Origin of the sequence: Microbacterium sp. BWR-S6Y (assembly GCF_041379845.1) — a bacterium.
Taxonomy (GTDB): domain Bacteria; phylum Actinomycetota; class Actinomycetes; order Actinomycetales; family Microbacteriaceae; genus Microbacterium; species Microbacterium hydrothermale.
Window position 1 is genome coordinate 50,343 of the sequence record NZ_JBFECV010000006.1, and the last position, 12,784, is coordinate 63,126.

Sequence of the window (12,784 nt, forward strand, 5' to 3'; positions counted from 1 at the left end):
CGCGAGGTGGCTGAGCCCGTCGACGCCACCGCCCCACCGAATCCGGCCCCTTCGACAAGCTCAGGGGCCCGGCTATCCCGCCGCGCGGAGCGCCTGATCGAGGTCGGCGATGAGGTCGTCGGCATCCTCGAGTCCGATCGACAGGCGGATGAGGCCGTCGCCGATCCCGAGGCGGTCGCGCGTCTCTTGCGTGAAACCGAGGTGCGTGGTGGTCGCGGGGTGCAGGGCCATCGATCGCGTGTCGCCGATGTTGGTCATGCGGCTGAACAGGCGCAGAGCATCGAAGAAGCGTTCCGCCGCGTCTCGCCCTCCGCGCACGGTGAACGAGAACACCGAACCCGAGAGTCCGTCGTAGTAGCGGACGGCGAGCGCGTGCTGCGGATGCGACGGGAGTCCGGCGTAGTCGACGCTCTCGACCGCGCCGTGCCCCTCGAGCCATTCCGCGATCGTGCGGGCACTGGCGAGGTGCTGGCGCATGCGCACCGACAGGGTCTCCATGCCCTGCTGCAGCAGGAAGCCGTTCAGCGGCGACAGGGCGGGACCGGTGTCGTTGGCGATCCCGAACCGCAGCGAGAGCTCGAACGCGCGTGCACCGAATGCCTCGACGAAGGACGAGTGCGCGGCGACGGGCGTCTCGGTGAGCGCCGGGTAGGAGCGGTCGGATGCCGCCCAGTCGAACGTTCCGCCGTCGACCACCGCACCGGCGAGGTTGGCACCGTGGCCCGAGAGGAACTTCGTGGCCGAGTGCACCACGACGTCGGCGCCGTGCTCGATGGGGCGGATGAGGAAGGGCGTCGCGATGGTGTTGTCCACGACGAGGGGGATGCCGTGGCGGCGCGCGATGCGCGAGACCGCGTCGATGTCGACGACGTCGTTCTTGGGATTGGGAAGCGTCTCGGTGAAGATCGCCTTGGTCTCGGGCCGGATCAGGGCGTCCCACTCGGATTCGTCGAGAGGGTCCCAGACATACTCGACGCGCACTCCCATGCGCGCGAACGTGCGGTCGAAGAGCACGCGGGTTCCGCTGTAGATGCTCGCGGTCGAGACGATGTGCTCTCCGCTTCCCGCGAGACCCAGGAGCGCCATGGTGATCGCGGCCTGGCCCGACCCGACGACGAGCGCTCCCGATCCGCCCTCGAGAGACGCGAGACGCCGCTCGGCGACCTGGTTGGTGGGGTTGGCGTTGCGCGAGTACAGATGACCCAGGTCGACGGCGCCGAATCGATCGGTCGCCTCTTGGAAGGAGGCGAACCGGTAGGCGGCCGAGAGGTGCACGGGCGTGATGCGCGACCCGTGCGTGAGGTCTTCTTCTTCGCCCGCGTGCACCTGGCGGGTGGCGAAGCCGAAGCCGGTCCAGTCGTCGTGCGGCGGTGCGGGCTCAGCCACGGAGACCGATCGCTTCTTGCGGGAGGAGCGAGCCGAGCCAGCGCGCGATCTCGCGGGGCCCGGAGCGGGGGGCCGTGGCTTCGACGTCGGGGTTGTAGTTCGTGTTGGTGTTGACGTCGTACGTGACGGTGCGCCCGTCGCGCGTCTCGATGAACTCGATGCCGGCGATGCCGACCCCCTCGGCCGCGAGGAAGGCCAGGTAGCGGTCGATCAGGGCGGGATCGACGTCGTCTCGTCGACGGAAGAGCGGCTCGGGCTCCACGCCGTCGGCCCCGGGAACGGCGCACGCCTCGGCGGGGCAGAGTTCGAAGCTGCCGGCGCTCGTGTCGACGCGGACGGCGTAGACGAACTCGCCCGCGACGAACTCGGCGCGCGTGATGAAGGGAGTCTTCGCGACGAGGAGCTCTTGCAGCAGGGTGATGCCGTCGGGGGAGGGCTCGAACGAAGGGCCGCCGACCCACGCGGCGAACTCGTCGACCGTCTCCCATCGACGCACACCGAGGCCCTTGCCGCCCTGGTTGTGCTTGCTGATGAAGGGGGCGCCGAACTTCTCGGCCTGGGCGACGATGTCATCCGTTCCGAAGACCGCGACGGTGCGCGGGACATCGATGCCCGCGTGCCGGAGCGCCGCGTGCTGCGCGACCTTGCTGACCTCGAGCTCGAGAACGTCGGCGCCGTTGATGACCGTGCGCCCCCACGAGGAGAGCCACCGCAGGACCGCCCGCCCGAACTCCTTGCTGTGGGCGTGATCGCGCGTGTGGGCGGAGGCGCTCAGCCGCGACCAGAACACACCCTCGGGCGGCTCCACCCCCAGGTCGATCGACCCGTCGGTGAGCATCCACTCCTCGAACGGCACGCCCTCCGCCTCGAACGCCGCCGCGAACGGCGGAATCCACTGGGGGTTCTCGTGGATGACATAGACCTTGCCCGACATGTCGCCAGGCTAACCCGGAGCTCCGACATCGCCGCCCTCGTCCGTCACGAGGCGACACCGAAACGACGGGTCCCTAGTCTGGAGGTCTGCCGGAAGGATGCCAATGACCTCTGATTTCATCGCCGCCAATCGCGCCAACTGGGACGAACGAGCGACCCTGCACGCCGCGCGTGACGGATCGGGCTACGGCGTGCAGCGCTACGTGACCGAACCGGAGGCGTTGTCCGACGTCGTCCGCTTCGACGCACCCCTCCTCGGAGACATCGCCGGCAAGCGCACCGTGCACCTCCAGTGCCACATCGGCACCGACACCCTCTCCCTGGCGCGTCTGGGCGCTCGAGTGACCGGTCTCGACTTCTCCGAGAACGCCGTCGCCGAGGCGCGGCGACTCGCCGCCGAGGCGGGAGCCGACATCGAGTACGTCCGGGCGGAGGTGAAGGATGCCGCCATCGTGCTCCCGCGCGAGTCGTTCGACCTCGTCTACACGGGCATCGGCGCCCTGTGCTGGCTTCCCTCGATCGACGAATGGGCCGGTGTGGTGGCCGACCTGCTGGCGCCCGGGGGAACCCTGCACATCCGCGAGGGACACCCCGTGCTGTGGTCGATGAACGAGACCCTGCCCGGTCTGACTCTGGCCTTCCCGTACTTCGAGCAGCCCGTGCCGATCGAGTGGGACGACGACAGCACGTACGTCGAGGTGGCGGCGCCCCTGCAGTCCACCCGGACGTACGAGTGGAACCGGGGTCTGGGCGAGATCGTCACCGCCCTCCTCTCCCGGGGCTTGCGCATCGACACGCTCGTCGAGCACGACAGTGTTCCGTGGGAGGCGCTCCCGGGTCGGATGACTCTGCGAGCCGATGGCGAGTACGGGCTGACCGAGCAGCCTTCCGTCATGCCGCTGAGCTACACGATCAGGGCGTCGAAGGCGGGATGACGGTCGGTTCCGGCGAGGAGGTCATCTGCGGCTGCAGTTCGAAGATGTCCCCGGGGACGCAGGGGCTGACGTAGCTGAAATTCACGATGCCCGTTCCGATCCACAGATCGGAGAGCGAGCCGTCTGGATTGACCCCGGAGAGGTACGGCGGGTCGGACAGGATGTAACGCACAGGGTCGAGCGTCGTGTCGACGGCGGTCTCGGCATGAACTCCGAGTTTCCCCCAGGCGTCCTGCACACGTTTGACGATCTCCTCCGGCTCGGCATGTAAAGGCTGGGCGAGGCGCGCTTCTCGGCGCAGCACCACCCCGTTTTCTCCGCCGGGGGCGTCGCACGCAAACCATTGGCTGTGCTGGTCCCACCCCTCCCTGCCGAGTACCGCGGTAGCCGCCTCGAAAAGCGAATTGCCCGTCTCAGCTACCTGTTGCGGCGTCACGACCGACTCCCCCCGTCCTGGTTGAGAGGCACACGCGGCCAATGCGCCCCCCATTGAAAGCAGGAGGACAGTGCCTCCGAAGATTCTCACGATGGCCGAATAGCCCACTTGCTACCTCCCATGGCCGCTCGTTCGCTCGATGTTCCGCCCATGACAAGGCGTTCATCCTGTCCCATCGTCGCCAGTGCGGTGTTGTGCAGCGCGGTGGTGTTGTTCGTGAAGTAGCTCGCATCGCCGTTCTCCACCGAGCCGAGCGGGCCGTGTCGGCGCACCGTTTCGAGGATCAAACCCTCCGTCTCGGCTGCTTCGGATGAAAAGACCCGTGCCCCGAAGTCCGGCGACGTAGGATCTTCCCGTCCCGACAGGAGTTGCCCGATCGGTGCCCACTCGTCGTGGACTGCCTGCGACGCGAATACCTGGCAAGGGGGCACGTTGAGGTCGGAGACGTGCTCGACCTCATCCGCAACCCCCGCGGATCCCAGCAGAACAAGATGATCTGCTCTTGCGATTTCCAGCCCGAGGGTCGCAACGTCTGTCCCGTAGGAATGCGCGACGATGCTCAGATCGAGCGGGGCGGACGCCGCCTGTCTCATCTGTTGGAGTGCGTCGATATCGTGCGCGAGGTTTTCAGCGCCCGCACGCGCCCGGTCGTCGAGAAGGACCTCACCGGCAGCCACTGTTGGCATGGGCGGGTGGTAGCCGATCCAGGCGACAGCGGCGAGCGATTCTCGGGTTGTATCGGTCAGTTTCTTCTGCTCTGCGATGAGCGCGTCTGCTGCTCGCACGTAGTTCTTGATATCCCCGCCCACCGTCGTCCCCATCCCCGGCACGATCACGCTCACATGCTCAGCCGCATCCAGATCCCCGACCGCCACCTGCGCCAGCGGTGGCCGGTCCAGCACAAGTGAGGCGATCGTGTTCCCCGCGGCCGCTCGTTCCAGTGCCTCCAACGCCCGCACCTGCTCCGACTGGTCCCACGGACTGTTCCGCGCCTCGGCGAGCGCTTGCGCCAGCACGATGCGATTCGCGCGGTCGCGCGCGGCGTACGCCACCCCGCCGAGGTTCCCGACGACCCCCGGCGCCTCGGCGATCAGCACGTTCTGTTGCGCAGGGCTCAGTCGCCGCCACCACGGCGCGACGACCTCCGACGCCGTCTGCTTCAGACGCTCGATCAGATCGGGGCGAGCTCGCAACAGCGCCGTCAGCGACCCCTCATCGAGGGACTGCAGCACGTCGAGGACGCGCTCCGCAGTGACCGACACGAGACCCAGACCGACTCCCACCGACGCCCAGACGTCTCCTCGTGCTCGAACCTTCTCGATCGCCGCCCGAACGGCCTGAGCAGCGATCTCGCCAGCGGCCACCACGTCGGCGCGAGCGTCGGCCAGCATCGCCTCGGCGCGGGCCCGCGCCTCCTCCGCTCTCGGGGGAACCGGACCCTGATGGCGGGGGTCGGCGATGAAGGCGGGCCAGCCTTGCGCGAACGAAGCGAATGCTCCCGCTGTCGCCGTGGCATCCTCCGGGAGAGTCGCCGCGAAGCTCCACGCCTCGATCGCCGCCGCCGCCAGCCCCTGCGCCCGTCGGAGCGCCAGAGCGTACGTCCGCATCGGCTCGACGATCATCGTCACGCCCTGACCGATCTCCAGCCACCGTTTCGCAACGGCCTCCATCCGCGCGGTGTACGCGTCGGCGCCTTCGCCGGTCCAGCCTTCGATATCGGCTTGCCAGCGCACTCGCTCCACCACTTCGGCGGTGACCTTCGCGCGCCGTTCCGCCAGATGGGAGACCTCGTACGCCGCTTCGACGGATCCGGGCACGATCTCCTCGGGAACAGACGCGGACGAAAGGCTGCTCATGTGTCACCCGCCAGCGCCCTGATGGTGGCATCGGAACCTTCTTCGACCCGCTCGTACAACCCCGCCGACTCTCGAAGACCCGCGGCGGTGTCGTCCACCTGGGCCGTCGCCTCCGTCCAGCCTCCCGTCATCGCCTGCATGAAGGCGTCCACGGCCTGGCCGAGCTGCCCGTGCCCGAGCTGTCGCGCGTCGGCGACCGCCGTCTCCGCCTCGGCTGCTCGCGCCGTCAGGTCGAGCGATCCGGCCGCGCGACGCAGGGTGTCGGTGATGACGGTGAGGCTCCGCATCCCGGAACCGTACTGAGATCTCGATACGCCGCCGCGAAGTTGTCCACAGGCTCACCCGGATGGCGGCGATCCCTCATTCATCTGGACGACCGTGCCACCGCAGCGGTCCGGGCGGTAGGAAGAGGGTCGTCACCGTCGTTCACGGGGCCGGATCCGCCGCGGCGATGCCCGCGATCATCACCGCCCGAAGAACAGCGCGGCGCCGCCCGCGATGACCATCGCGGCGAGCACGACCCCGAGGTACAGACCCACGCGAGCGCCGTTCACCCGCGATCCCCGCGACTGCAGGGGTGCCGCGGGGACCGCACCAGCCGGCGGTGCGGCGGCCGGGGTTCCAGCGGCCGGAGGCAGCTCCGCAGCGGCCTGTGGGAGCCTCAGCTCGCGCACGCGCGCCACGAACAGGTCGACGGTGGCCAGGACGGCCCGCCACGACGTCGCGTCGTCGTTCGACAGTGAACGCGGCGCGTAGAGGAAGAGCCACTGACCGCGCAGCTCCGCGTCGAGAGGATGGGCCTCGTCAGCGAGGGCGTCGACGATCTCCGGCGTGAGCAGCGCATCGACGGCCTGTTCCGAACCGGGTGCGGCTTCCACCCGCACGCCCGGACGACTGTCGTCCACCGCAGCCCCGGCCGGGGTCGCCGGAAGCGCCGACCGCGCGCGGTTGCGAACCGCCTCGATGGTTACCGAGGGCACGGCGACCCCCAGATCCACGGCGGCGTACCCCCATTGCTGCGTGAACTGATTCCCCACGGCGACCTCCGTGTAGAAGCTGTCACCGACCTCGACCATTGGATCTCCCGGAATGCGTACGATGTTCACCGCGCGCTGAGAGAACCGCGCCTTCCCGTCCACCTCGCGGAACACCACACCGGGGAGCTGCTGATCCACGGCGTGCGTGAAGTACTGCCATCCGTTCTCCGACGCCAAGCGCGAGACCGCGTGGGCGGGCGGGTTGGTCCGTGCCGGGGGAGCGACAGAGTGCGTCAACGCGGTGTAGTCGATTTCAGAATGCACGGTGTCATTCTGCCGGTCGCTTCCGAAACGAATCTGGGGCTGCCTCCGCAACGCCGGAATGCCTAGGGTGTACGAGCACGACATTCTTGGAGGGCTGAATGACGAATTCCGCAGAGGTGCACGAGGCGCTTCGAAAGATCGACGAGCAAGTGGCGATGAGTCAGCACCGAGCCCAGCTCATGCAGGACCTGGCCGTGCAGATCGAAGCCATACACGTCGAGGTGACATCGCCCGGGGGCGAGATGACGGTTCACGTGGATGCCAATGGACGCTTGATCGACATCGATCTGACCTCGAGGGCGATGGCGCTCGAACCGTCGCGGGTGCGCACGCTGCTCCTGGACTCGCTCGACGAGGCGTACGAGGAGGCGACCCGCCGCAGCGTCGCCCTCGCATCCGCCGCCTTCGGACCCGACGCCCCGACGGTCGCGGGCCTGAGGGAGAACGCCGAACGTTACCGCCCGCAGCTCAACCGGGAGGAGGACGAGCAGTGAGCGCCGACCTCATCCAGGTGGATCCCGATCTGCTGCGTCAGCACGCGCAGAAGATCACCGCTCTCTCCCACGACGTCGGCGATGCGACCTCCGCCGCCGCTCACGCCGCTCTCGGGGGACGGGCGTTCGGCATCATGTGCTCGTTCGCCGCGCCCCCCACCACGCTGCTCGGCCTCGGTGCCGTGAATGCCGTCTCCGCCGTCCAGCGGGCGCTCATCCGTGCTGCGACGGCCGCGACGCAGATGGCCGACGACTTCGAGAACCTCGAGAACCGCTTCGTGCAGGAGCTCGAGACTCTGCGGGCCGAGATCGACGGCGGGGTGTACGTGTGAGCGACACCAACTCGTTGATCGCGCCACCCACGGAGGGAAGCCTGGCCGACGGCCTCGGCCCGTTCGAAGACGGCGCCTCGCTCGTCTCGTCAATCGCGGGAGGGGACTGGATCGGAGCTTCCCTGGCCGGCGGGTCCATCGCCGTCTCGGGCTTCGATGCCGTCGTGAACCCCATCGCGACGCTGGTCTCGCTCGGAGTCGGTTGGCTCCTCGAGCACATGTGGCCCCTGAACGACTGGCTGGATGAGCTGACCGGGGACCATCACGAGGTCGCCGGTTTCGCGCAGACGTGGCAGAACGTGTCGGGTCGACTAGGAGAGACCTCGGGTTCCCTGTCTCGAGCGGTGGGCGACCTCGCCGAGCTCGAGGGCGCAGCGGCGGACGCCTACCGCGCACTGCTGACGACTCTCACCGCCTCGCTGCAGCGGTGTGCAGAGCTCAGCGCGGGACTCGGCGTCGCCGCTGATCTTCTGGCGGGCATCGTCAAGGCAGTGCATGACGTGGTCCGCGACGTCATCGCCGATCTCGTCGGCTTCGTCGTCCAGAGCCTGGCGGTCGCCGCCTGCACCCTCGGGGCGGCCACCCCCGCGATCGCCGCTCAGCTCGCGATCAAGTCGGCGCGGTGGACCTCGCTGCTCTCGTCCTTCGTCCGCGACCTCGTCACCTCGGCCGGCACCTACGTCGACCTCGCCAAGACAATCAAGGAGTTCGTCGAGGGGGCATCCTCCGCCCTCGACGACCGCGCGGCCGCGGCCTGATCACCGTCACGCCGGACCGACGATCGTCGCGAGGTCAAGGAACTGATCAGCCTCTCCACGTCGCGCCGGAACCTCCACCCATGAGGGCCATGACGCAGAGCGGCGCGGCCATGAGCACCACCGACGCGAGCACCCCGCCCCACGCCGCGTCCACCGTGAGCGCGTTCGATCCCCCCTCGTCCACGAATCCACGGAACGTCGCGACGAGAGGGATGCACACGGTGATGGCCTGACTGAACGCGACCGCCGCGAGCACGAGCGCTCCGATCACGCTCAGTCCGAGGGAGATGGCGAATGAACAGGCCATGACGAGGATGCGCTCAGCACTCGGGAACGAGTCGGGCGTTCGCAGGGCAGTCACGTCGTCCTCCAGGTGTCCGTCGCTGCAGGGGGTTTCTCGTACTGAGGGAGCGACGTTCTGGCCGGCGTTGCCCGGTCGCTCACTCCGGCAGGAAAAGCGCCAGCGCCAGGAGCGGAGAAGCGAGGATGCCGGTCACTGCCGTCGCCACCGCCCACGACCCGTCGATGAAGAGCGTCCGCCCACCCCCGCCCGGGTCTTTGGTCCCCGTGTAGGTGACGAGGTACGGGATGTCGATGGTGGTCGCCATCTCGGTCGCGACGATCGCGAGCAGCATGAGCACCACCGCGACGAACGCTGCGGCGATGACGGGGGAGAGCAGGGCGAGCACCAGGCGACCGACACGGAATCTCATCAGGCACCTCTCGCACGGCACGGCACGGCACGACACTTCACGCCCGCTCGAGCGCGGGCGGCCCGGGCGTCGCGCCCGGAGGCACCACACGCTAGTGAGCGCTGCGCATCAGCATCCGCGGATCCGCTTCCGTTTCACCCTCTCGAACGCGAGCTTCCCCCGCGCGTGTGGGGAAACTCGCTCACCGCTCACGCGCTGGACCCGCGGTTGGGAGGTCTTGACCGCCCTCGGCGTCGGAGGCCCGGGCTCAAGGACGCCCCTCAGATGAAACGCCATGCGATCGCGGGTGAAGCCGGCACAGAGGCACCGGAAGAGCTGGGAGGCTCGATCTTTCACCCTGTCCGTCAGAAGTTCGTATGGGAGACAGCGCGAACCTCGCCGTGACCGTCGGCGTTTGCGTGACGCTGATCGGCACGGCGTGGGGCGCCCTCATCGACCCCCTTCGACCGGCGACCTACTGGATCTCGGTCATCCTGGTCGTCATCACGGGATTCCTGATCGCGGGTCTCGCTCCGGATGCCACGATGTCGCTGCCACTCCTCTCCATGTCGTTCGCCACCACCGCCTGGTATCGCGACCGACGCTGGAGCGCGTCTTATTCGGCAGCAGCCCCCACCCCGAACGCCACCGCCTCCTCCTCCGTCAGCATGCGCGAACGGATGAGGAATCGCATCCCCGTCGGCCCCTCGACCGAGAAGCCCGCGCCGCGCCCCGGCACGACGTCGATCGTCAGGTGCGTGAACTTCCAATACTCGAACTGGGACTCCGACATGAAGACCTGGATCGGATCGTCGAGCCCGGCGTCGATGGTGCCCAGAAGCACGTCGCTCGGTCCGGTCAGGAACATCCCTACCGGGTAACACATCGGCGAGCTGCCGTCGCAGCACCCGCCGGACTGGTGGAACATCAGGGGGCCGTGCGTGGCCGTCAGGTCGCGCAGCAGCGCAGCAGCGGCATCCGTCACATCCACACGAGAGAGCTGGGTCGCCATGTCCCACTCCTTTCGGTTCATGTCCCAAATGTGTCGGTGTCGCGGCCGGTGACCGGCCATAAGTGGGACGAGGTCAGCGCGGCCGCCACAGGAAGGCCGACGGTCAGTGCGGCAGCTGCAGGAACGCCACCAGTCACCGCGCCAGCCGCAACGGGCCCGGAGCGACAGCGGCGAAAAGGTGTGTGACCCCCGGGCGCGAACCCGGGGGTCACGGGGTCGGGATCGCCGCCACGACCCCGACACGGCCGATCAGAAGAAGCCCATCGCGCCTTCGGCGTACGACACGAGCAGGTTCTTCGTCTGCTGGTAGTGGTCGAGCATCTTGAGGTGGTTCTCGCGGCCGATGCCCGACTGCTTGTATCCGCCGAACGCCGCGTGCGCGGGGTACTGGTGGTAGGTGTTCGTCCAGACGCGTCCGGCCTCGATCGCCCGGCCCGCGCGGTACGCGGTGTCGCCGCTGCGGCTCCACACACCGGCACCGAGGCCGTAGAGGGTGTCGTTGGCGATCGAGATCGCGTCGTCGAAGTCGTCGAACGACGTCACCGACAGCACCGGTCCGAAGATCTCCTCCTGGAAGATGCGCATGTCGTTCGTGCCCTCGAACACCGTCGGGGCGACGTAATAGCCGCCCGACAGGTCGCCGCCGAGGTCGACGCGCTCCCCGCCGGTGAGCAGCTTCGCGCCGCCCTGCTTTCCGATGTCGATGTACGACAGGATCTTCTCGAGCTGGTTGTTCGACGCCTGCGCGCCGATCATCGTCTCGGGGTCGAGCGGGTTGCCCTGCCGTACCTTCTTGACGCGCTCGAGACCGTCGCCGAGGAACTGGTCGTAGATCGACCGCTGGATGAGCGACCGCGACGGGCACGTGCACACCTCGCCCTGGTTGAGGGCGAACATCGTGAAGCCCTCGAGCGCCTTGTCGTAATAGGCGTCGTCGGTGGTGCGGGCGACGTCCTCGAAGAAGACGTTGGGGCTCTTGCCACCGAGCTCGAGCGTCACCGGGATGAGGTTCTGCGACGCGTACTGCATGATCAGGCGACCGGTCGTCGTCTCACCCGTGAAGGCGATCTTGCGGATCCGCTTGTGCTGAGCGAGGGGCGCACCCGCCTCGATGCCGAACCCGTTGACGATGTTGACGACGCCCGCGGGGAGCAGGTCGCCGATGATGTCGAACAGGAACAGCAGGGATGCCGGGGTCTGCTCCGCCGGCTTGATCACGACGCAGTTGCCCGCGGCGAGGGCCGGGGCCAGCTTCCACGCGGCCATGAGGATCGGGAAGTTCCACGGGATGATCTGCCCGACCACGCCGAGCGGCTCGTTGAAGTGGTACGCCACGGTGTTCTCGTCGAGCTGGCTGAGCGAGCCCTCCTGCGCCCGCAGCACACCCGCGAAGTACCGGAAGTGGTCGACGGTCAGGGGGATGTCGGCGGCGAGGGTCTCGCGGACCGGCTTGCCGTTCTCCCACGTCTCGGCGACGGCGATCTTCTCGAGGTTCTCCTCGATCCGGTCGGCGATCTTGTTCAGGATGACGCTGCGCTCGGCCGGAGTGGTCTTCTTCCAGCTCGCGAACGCCTTCCACGCGGCATCCACTGCTCTGTCGATGTCGTGCGCGTCGCCGCGACCCACCTCGCAGAAGGGCTTGCCGGTGACGGGGGTGATGTTCTCGAAGTACTCGCCGCTGTGCGGTTCGACCCATTCGCCGCCGATGTAGTGCCCGTACCGCGAGCGGTACTCGGCGACGGCCCCGCGGGTTCCGGGTGCGGCGTAGACGCTCGAGACGCCTTCTTCGACGATGGTCATGCGTGTCTCCTTCGACGGTCATGAGTCGCCGCGACGGCTTCGGGCGGCGATGCGCCGACGCTACGCCGGGGGAGGTTGCATCGGGTTGCGTCGGGTTGCGACCGATCGCGGAGGAGCCGGGCGCGCCGAGATCACCCGATCGGCGCGAGATCACATGCATTTTCCTAGAAGTGACGTGTGATCTCGGCGGCAGCGTGTGCTCTCGAGACTCCGGCGCGGTGGCGGCGCGGAAGCGTGCCCACCGGGCCGGCGTCACGGAATGACGGATGCCACGACCCTGAGGCCGCGGCATCCGTCACCGTCCGATGCGCTCAGGCGTCGGCGTCGGCCAGCACCGAGCGCAGCGGGGGGACGTTGACCTCGTGCAGGTCGACGTCGTCGAGGCGCTCGATGCTCTGCACGCGCGGGGCGATGGCGCGGTCGTCGGCGACGATCCAGCTGCCCACGAGGAGGAACCGGTCGTTGCCCGCGGTGATCGGCCCGGTCAGGGCGAAGGTCTGGTGCGTGGGCGTGAGGAAGGTCACGCGCACGGGCGTGCCGTGGGGGAGCGTCGAAGGGTCGACGACATCAGCCTCGAGGGCCGGCTGCGGCGGTTCGATCCCGAGGTCGATGCGCTGGATCTCGGAGCTGGTGGCGAGGATGACGTCGCCGACGAGGGGCTGACCGCCGACACCGATGCGCACGGTGCCCTCGAGGGCGTAGAGCCCGTAGCGCGGGGAGCGGACGATCACGCGGGCGACATCGCCGGCCGAGACCTCGGCGAGCGCCTCACGGATGCGCGCCACATCGCGACGGGCGCGGGCTGCCGAGAAGATGTCGAGCGCTTTTTCGTCCATATGTTCACTGTAA

15 protein-coding genes are annotated in these 12,784 nt (G+C 68.3%); 4 read left to right on the forward strand and 11 right to left on the reverse strand.

Translation table 11 applies throughout. From position 1 onward, the window contains the following. Positions 1-72: 72 nt before the first annotated feature. A complete protein-coding gene (locus AB1K56_RS13280; RefSeq protein WP_371206040.1) occupies positions 73-1,386 on the reverse strand; it encodes an O-acetylhomoserine aminocarboxypropyltransferase/cysteine synthase family protein in 1,314 nt (437 codons plus the stop codon). Beyond that, positions 1,379-2,320, reverse strand: a complete 942-nt coding sequence (locus AB1K56_RS13285; RefSeq protein WP_371206041.1) for a RimK family alpha-L-glutamate ligase — start codon at positions 2,318-2,320, stop codon at positions 1,379-1,381. The genes AB1K56_RS13280 and AB1K56_RS13285 overlap by 8 nt, the downstream gene beginning before the upstream one ends. 103 nt (positions 2,321-2,423) lie before the next feature. Between AB1K56_RS13285 and AB1K56_RS13290 the strand changes: the two genes are divergently transcribed. Continuing rightward, complete coding sequence (locus AB1K56_RS13290) at positions 2,424-3,254, forward strand: class I SAM-dependent methyltransferase (RefSeq protein WP_371206042.1); 831 nt, start codon at positions 2,424-2,426, stop codon at positions 3,252-3,254. Here the strand turns inward: AB1K56_RS13290 and AB1K56_RS13295 are convergent. From AB1K56_RS13295 to AB1K56_RS13310, 4 genes are all read right to left on the reverse strand, one after another. Then, a complete protein-coding gene (locus tag AB1K56_RS13295) occupies positions 3,232-3,690 on the reverse strand; it encodes a hypothetical protein (RefSeq protein WP_371206043.1) in 459 nt (152 codons plus the stop codon). The genes AB1K56_RS13290 and AB1K56_RS13295 overlap by 23 nt on opposite strands. Before the next feature lie 86 nt (positions 3,691-3,776). Next, complete coding sequence (locus AB1K56_RS13300; RefSeq protein WP_371206044.1) at positions 3,777-5,546, reverse strand: alpha/beta hydrolase; 1,770 nt, start codon at positions 5,544-5,546, stop codon at positions 3,777-3,779. Beyond that, positions 5,543-5,833 (reverse strand): hypothetical protein, encoded by a 291-nt coding sequence (locus AB1K56_RS13305; RefSeq protein ID WP_371206045.1) that lies wholly within the window; start codon positions 5,831-5,833, stop codon positions 5,543-5,545. The genes AB1K56_RS13300 and AB1K56_RS13305 overlap by 4 nt, the downstream gene beginning before the upstream one ends. A 177-nt stretch (positions 5,834-6,010) precedes the next feature. Next, positions 6,011-6,847, reverse strand: coding sequence for a hypothetical protein (locus tag AB1K56_RS13310; protein WP_371206046.1), 837 nt, complete (start codon positions 6,845-6,847; stop codon positions 6,011-6,013). A gap of 155 nt (positions 6,848-7,002) precedes the next feature. On the opposite strand from AB1K56_RS13310, the gene AB1K56_RS13315 reads away from it, so the two are divergent. From AB1K56_RS13315 to AB1K56_RS13325, 3 genes are read left to right on the forward strand one after another with little or no spacing between them, the layout of a single operon-like run. Next, positions 7,003-7,341, forward strand: a complete 339-nt coding sequence (locus tag AB1K56_RS13315; protein WP_371206047.1) for a YbaB/EbfC family nucleoid-associated protein — start codon at positions 7,003-7,005, stop codon at positions 7,339-7,341. After that, complete coding sequence (locus tag AB1K56_RS13320; RefSeq protein ID WP_371206048.1) at positions 7,338-7,673, forward strand: hypothetical protein; 336 nt, start codon at positions 7,338-7,340, stop codon at positions 7,671-7,673. The genes AB1K56_RS13315 and AB1K56_RS13320 overlap by 4 nt, the downstream gene beginning before the upstream one ends. Further along, positions 7,670-8,431, forward strand: coding sequence for a hypothetical protein (locus tag AB1K56_RS13325; RefSeq protein ID WP_264629550.1), 762 nt, complete (start codon positions 7,670-7,672; stop codon positions 8,429-8,431). Before AB1K56_RS13320 ends, AB1K56_RS13325 begins: the two co-directional genes overlap by 4 nt. 46 nt (positions 8,432-8,477) lie before the next feature. On the opposite strand, the gene AB1K56_RS13330 is transcribed toward AB1K56_RS13325, so the two are convergent. The 5 genes from AB1K56_RS13330 to AB1K56_RS13350 all read right to left on the reverse strand — a co-directional run bounded on the left by AB1K56_RS13330 (position 8,478) and on the right by AB1K56_RS13350 (position 12,771). Continuing rightward, positions 8,478-8,792, reverse strand: coding sequence for a hypothetical protein (locus AB1K56_RS13330; RefSeq protein WP_371206049.1), 315 nt, complete (start codon positions 8,790-8,792; stop codon positions 8,478-8,480). 79 nt (positions 8,793-8,871) lie between these two features. Further along, a complete protein-coding gene (locus AB1K56_RS13335) occupies positions 8,872-9,144 on the reverse strand; it encodes a hypothetical protein (protein ID WP_371206050.1) in 273 nt (90 codons plus the stop codon). Positions 9,145-9,739: 595 nt separating this feature from the next. Beyond that, entirely contained in the window at positions 9,740-10,135 is a 396-nt protein-coding gene (locus AB1K56_RS13340; RefSeq protein ID WP_371206051.1) for a DUF779 domain-containing protein, read from the reverse strand. A 249-nt stretch (positions 10,136-10,384) separates the two neighbouring features. Then, on the reverse strand, positions 10,385-11,935 hold the full coding sequence (locus AB1K56_RS13345) for an aldehyde dehydrogenase family protein (protein WP_371206052.1): 1,551 nt from the start codon (positions 11,933-11,935) through the stop codon (positions 10,385-10,387). Between the two features lie 311 nt (positions 11,936-12,246). Continuing rightward, on the reverse strand, positions 12,247-12,771 hold the full coding sequence (locus AB1K56_RS13350) for a hypothetical protein (protein ID WP_264629554.1): 525 nt from the start codon (positions 12,769-12,771) through the stop codon (positions 12,247-12,249). Positions 12,772-12,784: the final 13 nt, after the last annotated feature.